17 protein-coding genes are annotated in these 20,362 nt (G+C 42.4%); 11 read left to right on the forward strand and 6 right to left on the reverse strand.

Annotated features, from left to right (window positions below; genetic code table 11):
- Nucleotides 1–337: 337 nt before the first annotated feature.
- Nucleotides 338–1,246 (reverse strand): S1 RNA-binding domain-containing protein, encoded by a 909-nt coding sequence (locus tag ACED28_RS08880; protein ID WP_009846647.1) that lies wholly within the window; start codon nt 1,244–1,246, stop codon nt 338–340.
- A gap of 28 nt (nt 1,247–1,274) precedes the next feature.
- On the opposite strand from ACED28_RS08880, the gene ACED28_RS08885 reads away from it, so the two are divergent.
- A complete protein-coding gene (locus ACED28_RS08885) occupies nt 1,275–2,630 on the forward strand; it encodes a hypothetical protein (protein ID WP_012603874.1) in 1,356 nt (451 codons plus the stop codon).
- 122 nt (nt 2,631–2,752) lie between these two features.
- On the opposite strand, the gene ACED28_RS08890 is transcribed toward ACED28_RS08885, so the two are convergent.
- Together ACED28_RS08890 and ACED28_RS08895 are read right to left on the reverse strand one after the other, a co-directional pair.
- A complete protein-coding gene (locus ACED28_RS08890) occupies nt 2,753–3,235 on the reverse strand; it encodes a PaaI family thioesterase (protein WP_009846645.1) in 483 nt (160 codons plus the stop codon).
- A 176-nt stretch (nt 3,236–3,411) separates the two neighbouring features.
- Nucleotides 3,412–4,299, reverse strand: coding sequence for a putative PEP-binding protein (locus ACED28_RS08895; protein ID WP_017103473.1), 888 nt, complete (start codon nt 4,297–4,299; stop codon nt 3,412–3,414).
- A gap of 207 nt (nt 4,300–4,506) precedes the next feature.
- On the opposite strand from ACED28_RS08895, the gene ACED28_RS08900 reads away from it, so the two are divergent.
- A complete protein-coding gene (locus tag ACED28_RS08900) occupies nt 4,507–5,565 on the forward strand; it encodes a 3-deoxy-7-phosphoheptulonate synthase (protein ID WP_009846643.1) in 1,059 nt (352 codons plus the stop codon).
- A gap of 12 nt (nt 5,566–5,577) precedes the next feature.
- A complete protein-coding gene (locus ACED28_RS08905) occupies nt 5,578–6,060 on the forward strand; it encodes a YajQ family cyclic di-GMP-binding protein (RefSeq protein ID WP_004733632.1) in 483 nt (160 codons plus the stop codon).
- A 188-nt stretch (nt 6,061–6,248) separates the two neighbouring features.
- Here the strand turns inward: ACED28_RS08905 and ACED28_RS08910 are convergent, their stop codons facing one another.
- Nucleotides 6,249–7,190 carry a bifunctional precorrin-2 dehydrogenase/sirohydrochlorin ferrochelatase gene (locus ACED28_RS08910; protein ID WP_017101273.1) on the reverse strand — a complete coding sequence of 314 codons (942 nt, stop codon included), beginning with the start codon at nt 7,188–7,190 and terminating at the stop codon, nt 6,249–6,251.
- 480 nt (nt 7,191–7,670) lie between these two features.
- Between ACED28_RS08910 and ACED28_RS08915 the strand changes: the two genes are divergently transcribed.
- From ACED28_RS08915 to ACED28_RS08940, 6 genes are all read left to right on the forward strand, one after another.
- Complete coding sequence (locus ACED28_RS08915; RefSeq protein ID WP_004733634.1) at nt 7,671–8,699, forward strand: amino acid ABC transporter substrate-binding protein; 1,029 nt, start codon at nt 7,671–7,673, stop codon at nt 8,697–8,699.
- Nucleotides 8,700–8,770: 71 nt separating this feature from the next.
- A complete protein-coding gene (locus ACED28_RS08920; RefSeq protein ID WP_009846641.1) occupies nt 8,771–9,976 on the forward strand; it encodes an amino acid ABC transporter permease in 1,206 nt (401 codons plus the stop codon).
- Between the two features lies 1 nt (nt 9,977).
- Nucleotides 9,978–11,075, forward strand: a complete 1,098-nt coding sequence (locus ACED28_RS08925; protein ID WP_009846640.1) for an amino acid ABC transporter permease — start codon at nt 9,978–9,980, stop codon at nt 11,073–11,075.
- Nucleotides 11,076–11,097: 22 nt separating this feature from the next.
- Nucleotides 11,098–11,862: an amino acid ABC transporter ATP-binding protein gene (locus tag ACED28_RS08930; RefSeq protein ID WP_009846639.1), complete on the forward strand. Its 765-nt coding sequence runs from the start codon at nt 11,098–11,100 to the stop codon at nt 11,860–11,862.
- Nucleotides 11,863–12,157: 295 nt separating this feature from the next.
- On the forward strand, nt 12,158–12,823 hold the full coding sequence (locus tag ACED28_RS08935) for a Bax inhibitor-1/YccA family protein (RefSeq protein ID WP_017057206.1): 666 nt from the start codon (nt 12,158–12,160) through the stop codon (nt 12,821–12,823).
- Nucleotides 12,824–12,982: 159 nt separating this feature from the next.
- On the forward strand, nt 12,983–13,312 hold the full coding sequence (locus tag ACED28_RS08940; RefSeq protein WP_029225525.1) for a TusE/DsrC/DsvC family sulfur relay protein: 330 nt from the start codon (nt 12,983–12,985) through the stop codon (nt 13,310–13,312).
- 54 nt (nt 13,313–13,366) lie between these two features.
- Here ACED28_RS08940 and yccX read toward each other — a convergent pair whose 3' ends face one another.
- Nucleotides 13,367–13,654 (reverse strand): acylphosphatase, encoded by a 288-nt coding sequence (yccX, locus tag ACED28_RS08945; RefSeq protein WP_371709682.1) that lies wholly within the window; start codon nt 13,652–13,654, stop codon nt 13,367–13,369.
- An 88-nt stretch (nt 13,655–13,742) separates the two neighbouring features.
- Between yccX and ACED28_RS08950 the strand changes: the two genes are divergently transcribed.
- Together ACED28_RS08950 and ACED28_RS08955 are read left to right on the forward strand one after the other, a co-directional pair.
- Nucleotides 13,743–15,146, forward strand: coding sequence for a methyl-accepting chemotaxis protein (locus ACED28_RS08950; protein ID WP_371709683.1), 1,404 nt, complete (start codon nt 13,743–13,745; stop codon nt 15,144–15,146).
- Nucleotides 15,147–15,275: 129 nt separating this feature from the next.
- Nucleotides 15,276–16,469 carry a class I SAM-dependent methyltransferase gene (locus ACED28_RS08955; protein WP_009846634.1) on the forward strand — a complete coding sequence of 398 codons (1,194 nt, stop codon included), beginning with the start codon at nt 15,276–15,278 and terminating at the stop codon, nt 16,467–16,469.
- 93 nt (nt 16,470–16,562) lie between these two features.
- Here the strand turns inward: ACED28_RS08955 and ACED28_RS08960 are convergent.
- Nucleotides 16,563–20,362, reverse strand: a 3,800-nt coding sequence (locus ACED28_RS08960) for a VWA domain-containing protein (RefSeq protein WP_371709684.1), incomplete at its 5' end; no start/stop codon positions are given.

Genomic DNA, 20,362 nt, shown 5'->3' on the forward strand with positions numbered 1-20,362 from the left:
GGCTTAACGGCTTAACGGCTTAACGGCTTAACGGCTTAACGGCTTAACGGCTTAAAGAATCGCACAAACAAAAAGCCCAAACAATGTTAATTGTTTGGGCTTTTTCTATTCTACCGGTCATGTAACTCTGTGTGCGAGCGCTTGTAAATCAACGACTAATTATACAAACATCAATTCAAGTCACTATTTCAAATAAGAAAAATCGCACTTTAGGAAATCTAAACTAGACTTCAACCTAATAGTCAAAAGATTGATACGATTAGCGTAGGCTCTTCGGAGCCCTTTCCCCTAAGCCCAAACAGGAAGGTTTGGGCTTTTTTTTGACCGAAAGGATCGCTTATTTAACTAAGCTGATACCTTCTTTGTCGATAGTGATCTTGCCAGATTTGTACAAACCACCAATTGTCTTCTTGAACGTACCTTTACTGGTTCTGAATGCAGAGAAAATAGCTTCAGGAGAAGACTTATCATTCAAAGGCAGGTAACCGCCCTTCTTCTCAAGAAGATCCAGAACCTTAGTGCTTAGGTCATCCATCTTAGCGACACCAATTTTCTGAAGAGACAAATCAATCTTACCGTCTTCTTCACGAACATTTTTAATGTAGCCTTTTAGTGTCTTACCAATGAACAGCTTACCGATGATGTCTGATGGGAAAATCATACCCCAGTGTTCACCGTTCACGATCGCTTTGTAACCAAGTTGGCTGCGCTCAGCGATAATGAGATCAACTTGTTCATTTTGCTTATAAGTCGCAGGCGTGTTGTCTAACCATTTGTTGAACTTCGTTGTACCAACGATACGGCTCGATGCTTTATCGATATACACATATACTAAGATTGACTGGCCTTCGTTTAAACGGCCGCGCTGCTCGCTGAAAGGAACAAGAAGGTCCTTACCTTTTACGCCCCAGCTCATGAATGCACCAGTGCTGTTAACACCTTCAACCGTCATCAAGCCAAACTGCCCTACTTGAGCGATTGGTTTTTCAGTTGTGGCAGCGATCTGGTTGTCAGAATCAATGTATAAGAAAACATCTAGCTTTTGACCAATTTCAACACCTTCAGGAGTAAATCGTTTCGGCAGCAACACGGTTCCATAGTCGCTAGCGTCAAGGAATACACCGAAGTCTGCTTGTTTTACTACTTCTAGGTTGTTTATTTGACCAATATTAATCATCAAGATTGTCTCTACTTTAAATTTGGCGGTGATTATACGTGATCTCTGATATGCTTTCGCTAGTTTCATTCATATTTTTATATTCTAGGAGACATCGTTGATCACCGTTGATAAACAAGATGCGATAACACTTAAAATTAACCATGCGATGGCGAAGACCAAAAAGCTCGATATGGACGTTTATCTATTCATTCCCGGTGAACTCGGACTGACTCCTGAAGTACTTTCTGAAAGTGCCTTCTTCTACAGTTCAATTACTCAAAAGCGCGCTTACTACAGTGATAAGACACTATTACCATTGGTACACAGCCGCTTGGCAAAACGCGGACGCTTATCGACGACACAGTATCGTGTGAGTTTGAGTTTGTTCGCCTATCAATACGTGATTGCTTTAGATAAAGCCGTGAGCAGCTTGAATAAGACAGATAGTGACGACGTAACGGCTGATGACGTCGATGAAGTCATCGAACTGGCTTTGGATATCCTCAAGAAGCTTCGTCGTAGTATTCCTTATGAAGAAAACCTAAAGCGCTATTATGCCAATATTGATAATTACCTTTCTTGGTACACGGAGCAAAAGTTCTTATCTTTGGTATCACATATGCCACGTGGCAGTGAATACTCGACGATAAAAGAGCGACTCTTGACGCTTTGTGAAAAAGAGACCGCCCATCGAAAACTTAATCGCTATAACTCAGCGAAGGTACGAGAAGACGTAACACGTTTGAGCAACAAGATGCGACTGTTACGACGCTTGATCGAACACCCTATCGTCCTCAAAGAAAAGACGACATCAATGGGTAAGAACGTGAAGAGAGCTGTTAAAGGCATCGCCACAGGCTTGGTCATGGTGGTAGTTACCACAACCGTTATATTAGCTCGCGACTTTCTAGGAGAGATTACTGCATCTTTCATCGTATCGATGTCATTCATTTACGCTTTGCGTGAAATCTTCAAAGATGATTTAAGAGACATACTGTGGCGTTGGCTGCGTAAAGGCAAACCCAAGTGGAAGCGTCGCTACTTTGATCCAACAACCAATAAATCTGTCGGCCATAAGCTTGAATGGTTGGACTACGCGAATTTTTCTAAGTTAGCAGACCGTATTCAATCAATACGCAAGAAGCGTGTTGTTCAACGTGAAGAGCAAATTTTGCACTATCGTTCGCATACAGAAATGTCGACATCGACATTCATGAGTGGTTACGAAGAGACTCGTGAAACGGTATCGATCAGCCTCAGAGCACTGACACGCTTAATGGACAAGGGTTCGAATAACGTATATCGCATGAATGAAGGGCAAGTAAGCCGAGAATCAGTAGAAAAACGCCACCTGCTCAACCTGATCATCAAAGAGAACAATCACGATGATGAGCCTACTTATTACCGCTGGAAAATAGTCATGAACCGTTCAAAAATCGTTGATATCGAGCAAATCACTCAAGAATCATAACATTGTTAGGGCGTGCGGTACGGTATGTGGGTATTCAATTCACATACCGCACTTCCACTTGTTCAACGACTTCTGTCGAACTATGATCTTCAGATTCAGCCCAACCTTATACTTCGGAGCTATTATCTAGCTGGGACTTTCTTAATCGAAAGTGTTAGCGTGAATTCCGCCATTGGTTCGTCGCCATGCAAAGACGGGCAGGTCGCTATGATGGTCACTGGTTGATTCACACGCTCGCCAGTAGACATGGTTTCTGCCAACATAGTGTTGATCAGCTCACCATCGTTACAAGTGAAGTGTACGTCACCTTCTGGACGCTTCAAGAAATTACCTGTCACCTCTTTAAATGCCAAAGAAATCTTTTCGCCCTGCTGCTGAGATTTACTCATAGCAAGGAAACCACCTGCTACGTCAGCTCCCACAGCTAACACACCAAAATACATGCTATTGAGGTGGTTCTTAGTTCGCCTTTTGAGAGGAATTTTCACTTCAACATGTTGATTATCCAGCGCGAGCAGTTTTGGTCGACATAGCCAGATCAGAGGTACTTTGAAAAAGCCAAACATGCTCAAGTAGAAATTTGCTTTTTGTAGAGGGGTCAGCATTCGGATTACCTAGTCAAATAAGTCATCAGACCAGTTAATCGATTAGCGATGTACATGTCAAAAAAATGTTACAAAAAAGAGATATCATCGCATAATGATATCTCCATTTTTCTCTAAGCTTTAGTGACTTAGATAAACTCAAACAGCAAGTTGATTTATCTAAACAATAAGCTGGTTTATGCAGTGATGACTGTTTCTACACCTTCGAGATCCGCAATGAACCCTTGTAAGCGCGGGTAGTCCACCAAGCCTTGAGTCACAAGCAGGACGGGCTTCTTTGCGTTCAGCGTTGCTTTAACAATCATACTCAATAAGGTAATAACCGCCTCGTTTTGAGGATCAAAAGCGTGTTGCTGAGCTTCATTGTGCTTGTCTACACCTAAAGTGAAAGACGCTAAGCTATCAACGTTCACCACAACACCATCGAAGTAATGAAGTAACCTTTCGCTTAGTAGCACAGCAGACGGCACATCGCACGAGAACAGAACTTTCAAGCCATTAAGCCCGCGTGGTAAGCCTTGCTCTGCAAGCAAATCAATAATCTTAGCGGCATCGCTTAATGCTCGTACATACGGTACAACCACTTCAACGTTAATACCCTGCTCTCGCAGCACTTTAATAACCTGACACTCTAAAGCGAAAGCCTTGCTGTACTCGGCTGTCGCATAACGCGCAACCCCACGAACACCTAGTGCCGGGTTTATCTCTTCGGCTTCACAGCTACCACCAAGTAGCGAACGGAAGCCATAGCTATCAGCACTACTTAACGCAATACGAACAGTGGCGTGGTTTGGCTGAACGGCTGCTTGAATGGCAATAACCAAGGTCGAAACAAAATGCTCATCGACTGTTTTATCGCCAAGGATCGCATCTAAAGAGGTTTTTTCGATATCAGTCAGTGTTTCTAAATGACTTTCAATACTTGGATGATAGAAGACACGATCCATGACCAATTCAGATAATGAAACGTATAAATGGTTGGAATTATTATTATCGTTGTAAGAAGGCAGCACATCACCTAAGACAAGTTCTGGGTGCAAAGTGCTTTGATTTTCTTGAGTCATTGCTGCTCCAGCATTTTTATGTTGTGTTCAAACGAAAATACCGATAGCTGCCTGTTAATACAAGTGAAAATCCCCCATTTGACGTTGGCCTGCTGATAAAAATGAGAATATTAGCAATAACAGAGATAACTTTGACTTAAGAGAGTTTATTCCTCTGTTCAATTCCGTTATCTTAACCACTTCGCAATAGAATAAAAAAGCTATCACATGCCATTAAAAACTGATGAGTTGAGAACCCAAGCTCTGGGTCCTATGCCAACTCCTGCCGAACTAGGCAATGCACACCCTATTACTGACGACGTTGCTGAGCGCATTAAGAATTCTCGCCGCCAAATCGAAGATATCCTAACGGGTCGTGATAATCGCCTATTAGTTATCGTTGGTCCTTGCTCTGTTCACGATACAGATGCGGCACTTGATTACGCTGAACGTCTAAGCCAGATTCAAGATCAATACAAAGATGAACTATTCGTTGTCATGAGAACCTACTTCGAGAAGCCTCGTACGGTTGTAGGTTGGAAAGGTTTAATTACCGATCCGAATCTCGATGGTTCATACGCACTTGAAACAGGCTTGAATAAAGCACGTAAGCTATTGCTAGATATCAACAAGCTTGGCCTAGCTACCGCGACTGAATTCCTTGATATGATCACCGGCCAGTACATTGCAGACCTTATCACTTGGGGCGCAATTGGTGCTCGCACGACTGAATCTCAGATTCACCGTGAAATGGCTTCTGCACTGTCTTGCCCAGTTGGCTTCAAAAATGCAACTAACGGCAACATCAAAATTGCCATTGATGCGATTCGCGCTGCGCATGCTTCACACTACTTCTACTCGCCAGATAAGAACGGCCGCATGACGGTTTACCGTACTTCTGGTAACCCATACGGTCACGTAATTCTACGTGGTGGCGATAAAGGCCCTAACTTCGATGCTGAATCTGTGGATAACGCATGTAAGCAGTTGGCTGAATTCGATCTTCCTCAACGTTTAGTTGTAGACTTTAGCCACGCTAACTGTCAAAAACAGCACCGTAAGCAGCTAGAAGTAGCGCAAGACATTTGTGAACAAATCAAATCTAACAAGAATCAAATTGCAGGCATCATGGCGGAAAGCTTCATTGTTGAAGGTAACCAACCAATGACAGATATCAACAACCTAGAATACGGCAAGTCTATTACTGACCCATGCCTAAGCTGGGAAGATACTGCGACAATGCTCGATATGCTTGCAACAGCAATTAAAGATAGAAACTTAGCTTAAGGAAACAACACAATGCCATCATTTGACATTATCTCTGAAGTAGAAGCAGTAGAACTGCGTAACGCGGTAGACAACGCAAACCGTGAACTATCGACTCGTTTCGATTTTCGTGGCGTTGAAGCTAGCTTTGATTACAAAGATGAATCAGTAAAATTGACTGCTCAAGACGATTTTCAACTGAAGCAAATGCGCGATATCCTTCGTAGCAACCTAACAAAACGTAATGTTGATCCTAACGCGATGGAAGCGAAAGCAGCAGACCAAACAGGTCGCACTTGGCACCAAACGGTTATCTTTAAGCAAGGTATCGAAACGGATGTTGCTAAGAAGATCGTTAAGCTAATCAAAGACAACAAAGTTAAAGTTCAAGCTTCTATCCAAGGCGACAAAGTTCGTGTAACGGGTAAAAAGCGTGATGACCTACAAGCTGTTATGGCTCTAGTTCGCAGCGGTGAACTTGGTCAACCTTTCCAGTTTGACAACTTCCGCGACTAATTTTCGAGTTTGAGCGACTGCTTATTGTGGTTGCTCATTCATCAGCACAATGTCGTGTTTAAAATCGCAAAAAGCCACTTCTTTTAGGAAGTGGCTTTTTATTTATCGGTCAGTCTTATTCAGGGTCTCTAGCCGATTTGCAAACAACTAAAAAGCGCTCACTTCAACTAAAATCTATCAACTACCACTCAACTGAGCACTTTTGCAGCAGACAGTTTCAGGTCTTTGCCAACCAATAGATTAAACTCTACGCTTGCTGGTGGAATAAATACACACACTCGCAATTTCTCTGCTCTGGCTTGCTCAAGCTTGGTTGATAGCTCTCCGCTATTAACATAGCTCTCTCTTTCTGCATCTCGACGGCATAAGTCTATAAATTCGAATGGACAATCGATTGGTGAAAGTACTAGCTCTGCCTCTTGCATCAGACGTAAAGCCTTCATAGAAAGTAGCTCAACATCTTCTTCAAATTCGATCCAAGTGACCTGCCCTTCACTATCAACTTGCTCAGTCAACGACTGTTGATAGTACGATTCAAGTTGATCCCTATCCGTCACTTGATTAATAAAACTGGACGACAAAAAGCGCTCCCAGAATTTTCGGCGTTCATCAACAGTAGGAAAGGACTCTTTAATTGAATTGCGTTTTGATGCACCGAAGTCCGCTATCAAACCTATGTTCTGTGGCAATACAGTTTCGAGTTTTTCTCTAATATTTCTCACCAAAACAGGTGATGCTCCCCCACTTGAGATCGCTATTTGGATTCGTCCGCGATTTATCATTGAGGGTGTGATGAAGTCACAATAGGGTAAGTCATCGACCACATTGACAAGAATACCCATTTTTTTTGCATCATTATGTACTTGATGATTTAGGTTTGGGTTATCTGTAGTTGCCCACACTTGTAAGTAGTTTTTCGAGATAAGCTGTGACGAGTAAAAATTTTGAACCCAACGAAGTTTGTCTTCATCGGCTAGCTCTTTTAAGTAAGGTGCGACCTTAGGAGAAACCAAAGTTACATTAGCACCCGCTCGCAGCAAACTGTCGACTTTTCGGCAAGCAACCTCGCCCCCACCAACCACTAGAATTGGCTTATTCTCTACATCCAAAAACATTGGGAAATAACGCATGTTCTTCCTTGAGACTACTTCAATAACTATTCAGACATGCTACCAAATTTGGAGCATATTCATAACTATCCGAGCGTAATAAAAATATTTATTGACCAAATTTTCAACTTTCTTAAGGCTAATGCGCCACCAATACGACTCTAATTCAGAATATTTACCTAGCCCACCATCAATATAAAAACCTAAATCTCGTTGCACCAACAGTGTGAACCGTTGCACTATTTACATTCAGTTAACATTTGGTCATTCTAATTGTGTTCGGATTTGTGATTTCATTCAAAATTCTTTTTAAATTATACATTTGTGAAACTACGGATCCTTTCCTAACCTTATAAACAGTTGTTTAAATCGCACACGGTTTCATTTGCAAAATGCAACTCGCTTAATTTGAGCAACAAGGTCATAGACAACGCAACACACAAGAGACACTCAAACGAGTATGAGTATCAGGTGTCACCTGGTTAACAAGGAAGGATACAAATGACAAATAAACTAACACTTCTTGCTTCAGTAGTAGCTGCATCAACTGCGATGATGGCAACATCAGCATCAGCGGCAGAAAGCACTCTGGACAAAGTCACATCTCAAGGTTTTCTAACTTGTGGTGTAAGTACAGGTCTTCCAGGGTTCTCTAACCCTAACTCAAAAGGTGAATGGGAAGGAATTGATGTTGAGTATTGTCAAGCTCTTGCAGCGGCTGTACTCGGTGACAAGACTAAAGTTAAGTATGTACCGCTAACAGCAAAAGAGCGTTTTACCGCGCTTCAATCTGGTGAAATAGACGTACTATCTCGTAACACAACATGGACGCTACATCGTGACACTGCTCTAGGTTTGAACTTCGTAGGCGTTAACTACTACGACGGTCAAGGCTTCATGGTTAAGAAAGAACTTGGACTAACAAGTGCTCAAGAACTAGATGGCGCTTCAGTGTGTGTTCAATCAGGTACAACGACTGAACTTAACCTAGCCGATTACTTCCGTAACAGTGGCATGTCTTACAAGCCAGTGGTATTTGATACGGCAGCACAAACATCAAAAGGTTTCGATGCGGGTCGTTGTGATGTTCTTACAACTGACCAATCTGGTCTATATGCACTTCGCCTAAATCTAGCTGATCCTAAATCTGCACAGGTACTTCCTGAAATCATCTCTAAAGAGCCACTAGGCCCTGTTGTTCGTCAAGATGATGACAAGTGGTTCAACGTTGCTAAATGGACCCTTTCTGCAATGATTAACGCAGAAGAGTACGGCATCTCTTCTAAGAATGCTGACGAAATGCTTAAGTCAAAAGATCCAAACATCAAGCGTATTCTTGGTGTTGACGGTCCTAAAGGTAAAGGCCTTGGCATTCGTGACGATTGGGGTTACCAAGTAATTAAACAAGTTGGTAACTACGGTGAGAGCTTCGAACGTACTGTTGGTACAGGTTCACCACTACAGATCTCTCGTGGCGTAAACGCACTATGGAATGCGGGCGGCTTTATGTACGCTCCACCAATCCGTTAATAAATTTACAAGCATCAATTAGGGCGGACTTTTCCGCCCTATTTATTAAATGGATTTGAGGTTATAGCAGTATGAAACCTAATGAAACTATTTCTCCAACTCAAGAAAAACCACAGCCCAAAAGTGCCAACCTTTTTTACAACCCCACTTTTCGCTCAATTGTTTTCCAAATTCTCGCCGTCGCGGCGCTTTGTGCTTTCTTCTACACGATTGTAAATAATGCACTCACAAACTTAGATTCCCGTGGTATCGCCACTGGTTTTGATTTTCTCTCCCAAGAAGCTGGTTTTGGTATCGGCTTAACACTGATTGAATACGACGAAACATTCTCATACGGTCGTACATTCTTTATCGGTCTTCTCAATACCGCTTTAGTTTCAGTATTAGGCATCATGTTAGCCACAGTACTGGGCTTTAGTATGGGTATCGCTAGGCTATCTTCAAACTGGCTAGTTAGCCGATTTGCAGCTGTCTACATTGAGATATTCCGAAATATTCCTCTTCTTCTACAAATATTTTTTTGGTATTTCGCCGTTCTACAAGCATTGCCTTCCGCTCGTCAGAGTATGAGCCTGGGTGAAGCTATTTTCTTGAATGTACGTGGTTTGTACTTCCCAGCTCCAGTATTAGAACAAGGCAGTAGCATTGTCATCGCATCATTGATTGTCGGTATCATCGCTACTTTTGTTATCAACATCTGGGCTAATAACAAACAAAAACTAACCGGCCAACAAACACCAATGTTGCGAATTGCTGCGGCGCTGATTGTGGGCTTACCATTAGTCACTTACTTTGTTATGGGTATGCCTATCTCTGCGGAGTACCCTGTTCTGAAAGGGTTTAACTTCAAAGGTGGTATCAGCATCATTCCTGAATTGGCAGCATTGATGCTCGCTTTAAGTATCTACACAGCGGCATTCATCGCCGAGATTGTGCGTTCAGGTATTAACGCGGTAAACCATGGGCAAACAGAGGCTGCTATGTCTCTAGGGCTCCCGCGAACAAGAACTCTTAAGCTAGTCATTATACCGCAAGCATTAAGAATTATTATCCCACCACTAACCAGTCAGTATTTAAACCTGACCAAAAACTCATCACTTGCGATGGCCATTGGTTATCCCGATCTTGTATCTGTCTTTGCAGGAACAACATTGAACCAAACTGGACAAGCTATCGAAGTAATCGCGATGACAATGGGCGTCTACTTAACCCTAAGCCTATTAACATCTGCTCTAATGAACATATACAACCGCAAAGTAGCGTTGGTGGAGAGATAAGATGAGTACACATCAATTTCAACCTGATCTTCCGCCTCCAGCGAATACTGTTGGACCTGTCGGTTGGTTAAGAAAAAATCTATTTAATGGACCAATTAACAGTGTCGTCACTGTGGTGCTTGCTTACTTTGCTTTCACTTTATTATGGGCAATAGCTGATTGGGCATTCTTGAGCGCTGACTGGATAGGAACAACACGCGATGCCTGTACTAGCGAAGGCGCTTGTTGGGTTTTCATTAGCGTCCGTTGGGACCAATTCATGTACGGCTTCTACCCAGAAGCGGAACTGTGGCGTCCTCGCTTTTTCTACGCAACATTAGCTATTTTTGTTGCTTTGTTAGCTTACGAAAAAACACCTAAGCGTACGTGGATTTGGTTATTCTTCGTAAACATCTACCCGTTTATCATTGCAGGCTTACTATACGGTGGTGTATTTGGTCTAGAGGTTGTTGATACCCATAAATGGGGCGGCCTACTGGTTACACTAATCATCGCACTTGTTGGTATCGTTGTATCACTGCCTATCGGTGTCGCACTGGCGCTAGGGCGTCGTTCAGAGATGCCAATCATCCGCAGTATGTGTACCGTTTACATCGAAATCTGGCGTGGTGTACCACTGATTACGGTTCTATTCATGGCCTCGGTAATGCTTCCGCTCTTTTTATCAGAGGGGATGGAGACCGATAAACTGATACGTGCGCTTGTTGGGGTAGTACTGTTTAGTGCTGCTTATATGGCGGAAGTAATCCGTGGTGGTTTGCAAGCAATACCAAAAGGTCAATACGAAGCCGCTGACGCTCTAGGGTTGAGCTATTGGAAAAAAACGGGGCTTATCATTCTGCCTCAAGCTCTTAAAATCACGATTCCTTCAATTGTGAATACCTTTATTGGTTTGTTCAAAGATACCAGTCTAGTTTTGATTATCGGTATGTTTGATGTACTAGGGATTGGCCAAGCCGCGAATACCGACCCTGAGTGGCTTGGGTATTCAACAGAAAGTTATGTATTTGTCGCGTTAGTGTTCTGGGTGTTTTGTTTTGGCATGTCGAGATACTCGATTTGGCTGGAAAACAGACTTCACACCGGTCACAAACGATAATTAACAAGATCAAGGACGTATTATGACGCAGCAAACAGAAAACAACTCTCAAGGTCTTATGATCGAGTTAAAAGACATGAACAAATGGTACGGCGAATTCCACGTACTTAAAAACATCAATCTAGAGGTTAAGAAAGGCGAAAAAATCGTTATCTGTGGCCCTTCTGGCTCAGGAAAATCAACGATGATCCGTTGTATCAACCGGTTGGAAGAACACCAAAAGGGTCATATCTTCGTTTCAGGTAATGAATTGACGGAAGACCTAAAAAACATTGAAGCCGTGCGCAGAGATGTAGGCATGTGTTTTCAACACTTCAACTTGTTTCCACATCTGACGGTATTGGAGAACTGTACTCTAGCCCCTATTTGGGTAAAAAAGATGCCGAAAGAGGAAGCCGAAGCCATCGCGATGAAATTCCTTGAGCGTGTAAAAATCCCTGAACAAGCGGATAAATTCCCAGGCCAACTGTCTGGTGGACAACAGCAACGTGTGGCAATTGCTCGTTCTTTGTGTATGAACCCTCAGGTTATGCTATTTGATGAACCAACATCGGCACTCGACCCAGAAATGGTTCGTGAAGTATTAGACGTAATGGTCGAATTGGCCGAAGAAGGCATGACGATGTTGTGTGTAACGCACGAGATGGGCTTTGCTAAAGAGGTCGCAGATCGCGTTATCTTTATGGATGCAGGTGAAATCATAGAAGAGAACAACCCTGTCGACTTCTTTGAAAACCCACAATCGGATAGGACGCAGAACTTCTTGAGCCAAATCTTGCACCATTAATGTGTTATGATGCATAAACTACAGAGGCGGCTTAGGTCGCCTCTTTAGTTTTCGATGTTATCGTTCGTTTTCCAAAGGTTATAAATCATTAGCCAGTAACTATAAAAGTTTGAACATCGAGTGTTAGCGACACTTTATACGTCATTAGAAATACTTTGTTACACCTTCAGAAACACTTAACCGACTATTTTGATTATTATTTTAGGTATACAAGAGGAATGAAAGACTTGATTTTTCGAACTTTCAGCCCCATAAATGTACTAATAACTATTGAAGTCACCTTACGAGGAAGATTATGAACAGCCCTATGTTTTCACGCACAGCATCTCAAGAAAGTGCTCTGCAAACCAATAAAGTGTTGCGTAACACCTACGCACTATTGTCTATGACACTACTTTGGTCTGCTGTAGTAGCAGGCGTATCTATGGCGATGAACCTCCCTCGCCCTGGTCTTATCATTATGCTAGTTGGTTTCTACGGTCTTCTATTCCTAACAGAAAAGAACCGTGACAACAGCATGGGTCTAGTCTTCACATTCCTATTTACAGGTTTCTTAGGCTACACCATCGGTCCCATCTTAAACATGTACGTTGGCGCAGGCATGGGTGATGTCATCCTAACTGCACTTGGCGGTACAGCACTGGCGTTTATGGGCGCATCAGCTTACGCACTAACAACTAAGCGTGACCTGTCGTTCCTTAACGGCATGCTATTAGCTGGTTTCGTAGTACTGCTTGTAGGTATGGTTGCAAACATATTCCTACAAATGCCTCTACTATCATTGGCAATGAGCGGTATGTTCATCCTATTCTCGACTGGTGTTATCTTGCTTACAACGCAAAACATCATTCGTGGCGGTGAAACAAACTACATCTCTGCAACGATCAGCTTGTACGTATCGATCTACAACATCTTCATCAGCCTGCTAAGCATCCTAGGCATCATGGGCAGCGACGACTAATCGTTCCTATCACTGAAGAATATCTAGCCCAAGAGCCTATCTCTTGGGCTTTTTTTATCCATAAGTGCAATATTTTTTGAGATAGCTACAATTTCTGTTGAGAAAGATAAACTTGGTCATGTACTCTATCCGGATAGTTAATTGGACTCTGGATTAAACATGTTTGAATATAACGGCAAGCAAATCGAAACCGACGCTCAAGGTTATCTGTTGGATTACACTCAATGGGAAGAAGGTATGATTGAAATTCTTGCTCAAGATGAGGAAATTGAACTTACTGATGCACACTTAGAAGTCGTACATTTTGTAAGAAGCTTTTACGAAGAGTTCAACACCTCACCAGCGGTTCGCATGCTCGTGAAAGCAATGGAAAAAGCTCACGGTCCAGAAAAAGGCAACAGTAAGTACCTTTTCAAATTATTCAAAAAAGGCCCTGCCAAACAAGCAACCAAGCTCGCCGGTTTACCTAAACCAGCAAAATGCTTGTAGAACTAAAATAGCGCTAGGTTGATCTCAACGTAAAAAGTTAAATACTGTAGTGTCCTACAGTATTTTAAACTCCCCTACACGTACGTCCTGCCGCTCATGATCTTTAACTTGATGCATGACGACATTGTCTACTGTTGCGCTCGGTGGTCCAAGATTAAGCCAAGCGTGTAACTTCTCAAGTTTCAGCACCTCTCCGACCGCTAACACTTCAACTCGACCATCATTTAAGTTCTTAGCATAGCCGGAAATACCCAAAGCTTGCGCCTGCCTACTGGTGTGATAACGAAAGCCAACACATTGAACTACGCCTGACACGACAAAAATATAATGTAGAGTATCCATAACGTTGCCTCATAAATTATATGGGTGATATAGTTGCGATTCTATTCATTCACCATTTATTGGTGGGCTTACTTCGAGTATTACTATTATGAAAGAAATCCCGTTTCGTTGGATTGACAAATATCTCATTCACCTAAAAATCCAAGAAAAGTTCTATCTACTATTCTTATTACCTCTGCTCGCTCTGGTTATATTGACTCTGGTTTTAGATAGCGCCGCGGACTCTTTACTTGCTCACCTTTATCAGGATGAATTGCTCCTGATGAAAGGTCTGATTGAAGCTGGACAACTCACCAAAGATCAGGTCGCTCAACTCGTTAGCAATTCTGACACCATCTCTTTAGGATATGGCGCAGCATCTGTTTCTGTCATGAATGGCGCCTTCAGTTTAGTCGCAAGCCATGACCAAAACTTATGGTCAGCTCTGTCTACTACTCAGGTATCGATTATTGCAGTAACTCTCACGCTGATAGCTCTGGGGGTTTACTACATCATGACTTTCATTGGTGGTGCTATGTTCTCGATGAACAAAGCACTCAGCACACTTGCGAGTGGCGATTTAACTTGTCGCATGAACTACTTTTTAGTTCGCGATGAGTTCAGTGAAATTGCTATTACTATCGATAAGGTAGCCGAGCGTGAACAAAACATGGTTCTCTCAATCCAAGAGTCCGTTGCTCTCATGCAGCAAATCAGCTCGGATTTGAACCAATCAACGCAACAAAGCTCAGATATCTCAAGTAATCAACAAGAGCACTTGAATAGCCTCGCCAGCGCAACTGAACAAATGGCAGCAACGATTCGCGAAGTCGCTACCCTTGCCCATGATTCAAGCACTCAAACAATGGACGCTCGTGGTGTCGCACAAAGTGGTCAAGTTAAGGTTTCTAATACTTTGGAATCGATCTCTAGCTTATCCCAAGAGATTCAATCGGCTTCGCAAGCAGTAGAAGAACTCGATGCTAATGCAGCGCAGATCGATGAAGTAGTCGCAACCATCAATGGTATCTCGGAACAAACTAACCTGTTAGCGCTAAACGCTGCGATTGAAGCTGCTCGAGCTGGAGAGCAAGGCCGTGGTTTTGCAGTTGTTGCTGATGAAGTTCGCGCTCTTGCCGGACGAACTCAACAAGCGACAGTTGAAATCCAGAGCATGATCGAGTCGTTACAGCGTAACAGTCAATCATTAACAAAACTGATGGAAGTGACAGTAAACAATGCCAATGAAGGCCAAACACTGATGTCGGAAGTGAACGTTGAGATCGGTTCTTTAGCTGAGAAAAACCAGTCTATTTCTGATAGTAGTACGCAAATTGCTACTGCTGCAGAAGAGCAAGGTGTCGTTGCGGATAACATTGCACAAAGTGTTGAAGAGATTCGTCATCAATCAGACGGCATCTGCGAGATGATCAGTAAGAGTAACTCTAACGTTGACCAACTTCGTAAGCAGAGCGATACGATGGAAGGTTTGCTGACAGGTCTTAAAGCTTAATACTGACATCTAACCACCATCTAATGATGGTTCAATACAAGGGCTGCTTTTGCAGCCCTTTCTTATTTGCTTTTCCCTTGTACTTCCCCGACAATACCCCTCCTTCAAATTCAACAAACAGAGTAAATTATGACTCCTTCAATTCATCTAGCTAAAGGCCGAGATAAATCACTACGCCGTAAACACCCTTGGGTATTTTCACGCGGTATCGATAAGGTCGAAGGCGAACCACAACAAGGTGAAACTGTAGACGTATATGCTCAGAATGGTCAATGGCTAGCAAAAGCGGCTTACTCACCAGAATCTCAAATTCGAGCTCGTGTTTGGACATTTGAAAAAGAAGAAATTAACAAAGCGTTCTTCGTAAAACGAATTCAAGACGCGCAATCACTGCGTGAAGACATCATTGAGCGTGATGGTTTAACTGGCTACCGCCTTACCGCTGCAGAGTCTGATGGACTGCCAGGTATCACTATCGACAAATATCAAGACTACCTAGTTTGCCAACTACTAAGTGCGGGCGCTGAATTCAATAAGAGCGTATTGGTTGAAGCTTTAATTGAATGCTTCCCAGACTGTAATATTTACGAGCGTTCAGACGTAGCAGTTCGTAAAAAAGAAGGCCTAGAACAAGTTGTTGGTGTACTTCACGGTGAAGAGCCACCAAAATCTATCGTCATTGAAGAAAACGGCGTCAAAATCAGCGTAAACATCATGGAAGGCCACAAAACTGGCTTCTACATGGACCAACGTGATAGCCGTAAAGAGTCAATGAAGTATGTTAAAGGCAAAGATGTGCTTAACTGTTTCTCATACACTGGCGGCTTTGGTCTTTACGCACTGAAAGGTGACGCAAAACGTGTAATCAACGCAGATGTGTCTCAATTAGCTCTTGATACAGCTAAGTTCAACGCTGAACTCAATGAATTTGATATCTCGAAAAAGCGTGCTGTATTCCTAAACGCAGACGTATTTAAACTACTTCGTGAATACCGAGATCAAGGCACTAAGTTTGACGTCGTGATCATGGACCCACCAAAGTTCGTTTCAAGCAAAAACAACCTAACATCAGGTGCTAACGGCTACAAAGATGTAAACATGCTTGCAATGCAAATCCTAAATCCTGGTGGCACTCTACTCACCTACTCTTGCTCTGGCTTGATGGGCACTGATTTATTCCAAAAAATCATCGCTGACGCTGCTCTAGACGCTGGCAGAACAGTAAAATTTGTCGAGCGCTTCGAGCAAGCAGCCGATCACCTTACAGACACCGCCTACCCAGAAGGTTTCTATCTGAAAGGTTTTGCCTGTAAAGTGTTGTAACTGTAGGGTGTTGCACCTCAATGTAAGGTCTTCTTAAGCGCGATTACTTTACTAAATTAAGATATAAAAAAAGGGCCTTTCGGCCCTTTTTGTTTAGTTGCTTGTTGTATCGTATATCTTCAGTAAATCACTTAGGATTGCACTCTCAGATAGCCCCGCGTACTGGCCAGCAGCACCTTCAAGAACAATTTGTTGACTATTCTCACCAACCGAAGTCCCTGCTTGAGAGATTGTAACAGTTAAATCACCGTTACCTTCAACAACACCAATTTGATTACTCTTAAGTAAACTGTCTATAGTATCATTCGCATCTGTGTGCAGTAGTTCTGATAAATCTATCTTATCCTGTCCCTTTGTAAAGTCAGTAATAACATCTCTTTCACCATCTCTAATGTCATTCCGAGAACTAGTCGTGTCTTGATTCACAAACTTAAAGATATCGTCATCACTGCCGCCAGTTAATATATCGTTACCAAGACCACCGATAAGAATATCTTCACCAGCACCACCTTTAACTGTATCGTTGCCCGTTCCACCTCGGAGGCCATCATTACCTTGTCCGCCATCTAGGTAATCATTACCAGCACTACCGAAAATGACATCTATACCTTTTTCACCGTATACATAATCATCGCCAGCACCACTATGAGCAATATCTAAATACGCGTTACTTTGACTCGGCATAGAGTTATTAAAGGCTGCACCTTCACCATTACTGTTTGATGCTAACAAGCTACTGTCTGAACCGTTAGTAAATGATTCTAATGTCGCTTGAGCGTTAGCCTGCTTAGATGCACTATCACCCGCTGTATCATCTAACTTTGAATGACTGTCACCAAGCCAAATGATATCGTCGCCTTTTCCAAGGTGTACATGATCTCCTCCAGCACCAACATTTACTTTAAATCCATTAGCCACTTCTGATTTCGTGAAATACTCTGTTGTTGAATCCGTTCCAACAGAGCTCCATTGAAGCTTAGCATCACCATTTTGATGATGGTATAGCTTAAGAGTATCGACCGCATCACCTGGCGCACTAATATCTAAACCGGATTTACTAGCAGGAACATTAAACACCAACTTATTACTACTAGTATCACCATCACCGTCTTTCAGTGTGTAATCAAAATCAAGTGTTGAAGGCCTATCTTGAGGTTTACCACTAAACTCATACGCTCCGGTGTCAAGGTCAATTACAAATACGAACTTACCATCGACGGTTATGGTTAATTTGTTGGTTGCTTCATCCTTAGAATAGCTAATATTCGAAGGCAAAGTTCCCGATGTTGAGATAGTCGAACCATTAAAGTTAAATGAGCCAGTTCCAAATTTTATCTGACTTACGTAACCACCATCTGCCCCAAAACCAGAACCAGAACCAGAACCGCTACCTGAGATTGAACCTGTTACGTTTTGTACGATTGAGTTAATAAGTGCATCACTCAGCTGAGATTCATCATCAATCAACTCCGCGTTTTTATCTTTGGGACCTGTTCCATCATATGCAACTTTGTTGATCTGAGTTCTGTTACCTTTTAGATCAATTCCAACTGCGTGCGCGGTAATATTGTTAGTAGTTAAATGCTGCTTCCATGAAGCCTCTTCATATCTATCTATTTTATCATTTTCATGTGTTGCACCATCGCTGATGAAATAACTGACGTTATTTGCGTTAGGTATACGTAAACTGGAGTCCGTATTCCAATAATTCTTACCACCTTGTATCGCGTCATCATAAGCGGTACCACCACCGGCCTGTAGTGCGTTGATATAACCCTTCACTTCGTCGACAGTCATCCATGCTTTGTTATTATGCTCAACTAGAGAAACGTTATAGTTGAATGTTATAAGCTGAACACGAACATTATCTGATGCTCCCGCATATTGATTAAGCATTTGCAGTACGGATGCTTTAAGAACATCGAAACGATCTCCTTTCATTGATCCAGAAACATCCAAAATAAGCTGAACATTAGTGCCTACAGTATGAATAGTCGTATCAATTTCTTCATATTTAGCATCTGGCTGGTCGTCTTCAATTGAAACCGTAATCTGACCTCCAGAGCTAGACAACCCGGAAGTATCCTTAGCAATCACGGGAATATGAATCGATAAGTTATCTTCTCCACTGGTATTAGGGTGATCAACAGGAGCTTTAAGTTGTACCTCATAATGTCCACTACTATTTAAAGTCGCTTCAATAACAGGTTTACCGTTAGCTTCGCCAAGAAGTGTGTGACCATTATTTGATACACTCCAAGTAATTGTATGCCCTTCAGATGTCAGAGGTTGGCCAGTTGATGTTGTTACTGTAATTGAACTTGATTCACTAAATACAGTGTCAGACCAGTTACCATTGGCATCGGTAATAGACAAATCCCCCTGAACAGAGTGTCCATCAGTAGAATCACTCGGCAAACCTATCGTATCCGTAATACCCCCACTAAGAGCTTCTTCAGACACACTGACTGACTGATTCCTGATGACAGGTGCAACTTCATTGTCGAGTATCGAGCCAGTACCTGTGTCGCCACCAATAGTAATCGTGTAATTTTCAGTATTTTCTACAAGAACGTCATCTAATGTCGGAACAATAACTTTAAAGTAAGATACGCCTTTAGGCACAATAATAGATTGCTTATCTGCACTCAGTTTAACGCCATCCGTAAACGAAATGTCTGCTTTTCTAACATCACTACTATTCGGGAAGTTAAATGAGTATGTCACGTCTACATCAGAAGAACCTGTCAGTAAAACGCTATACTCTAAAGCCCCCCCCTCAATTACCGCACGAGCATTAGCAACATTTACAGATGGTTTATCAGAAGCGTCTTCATTTATAGAGCCCGTAGCTGATACACCGTGCTGACCGTGATTAATGATTACATCTTTACTAGCATCAGTTGAAGATTGGAAAGGTATCTCACTCAACTTAATTCCAAAGTCTTCTGATGTTTCGAAACGGTTATCATTTACTGTATCTACATTAACTTTGAAATCCGTAACTTTAGCTGGAAGGGTAAATTCACCGTTAGCTTCGTCAACTAAGATAGTTTTAGTCTTACCATTTTCAATATATGTAACGGTAACCCCCGCATAGGGCTTACTTGTGTCTGCCGCTAAATCCGCAAGGTTTGCTTTGCCAACGCCATTAGAAAATTCAAACTCGACTTTCATCTCAATCGACGCTTCAGAAACCTTCGTCAGATGCCCTTCAAATACAGCAGTGCTTCCTTCATTAACAACATCAGCATCCTTTAATTCAAGCGTAGGGTTATCTGTGTGATCTAAGTTTATTGTACCCTTACCCTGTAGTTCAGAATTCGCTTCATCAATACTCGACGTTCCACCACTTATAGATTTGGTGTCGACAATATGTAGTCCAAAACGTTCAGTCCATTCGAATTTCTCATCCTGCACGGTTTGCACCGTTACACGAAGTTCGGTAGTACCCGCTGGAATTTCAACATAACCGTTAACGACATTGGCAACTTGGAAATCGCCGTTAGCATCTTTGTATTCGTAAGTTAGGCTGTTTGGATCGATGTCATCAGATTCAGTATCGTAACCATTCGTTGTCGCTTCGAATTTAACATACTGTTTTTCAGAAGAGGCTTCATTTAATGTCACTTTAAAGGATGCTTTATCTCCTTCATCGACAGGCGCAGCATCATGGACTTTGATTGTTACGTCGTTGTCTTGGATTGAACTAACTGCCCTGTTTGAACCATTTAGACCAGGCTTAGCTTGTTCGAAGACGGAGCCAGTATCCAAATTTGAAATTGTAACGGCCAACTCTTCTTGTGTTTCTTTCAAAGGATCATTAATCGTCTGAACTTTGAAGCTGGTGCTGTTGCCCGTCACAGTCACGCTGCTTGGCAACGCACTGGTGT

Source organism: Vibrio sp. 1F253 (genome assembly GCF_041439295.1).
Lineage (GTDB): Bacteria > Pseudomonadota > Gammaproteobacteria > Enterobacterales > Vibrionaceae > Vibrio > Vibrio tasmaniensis_A.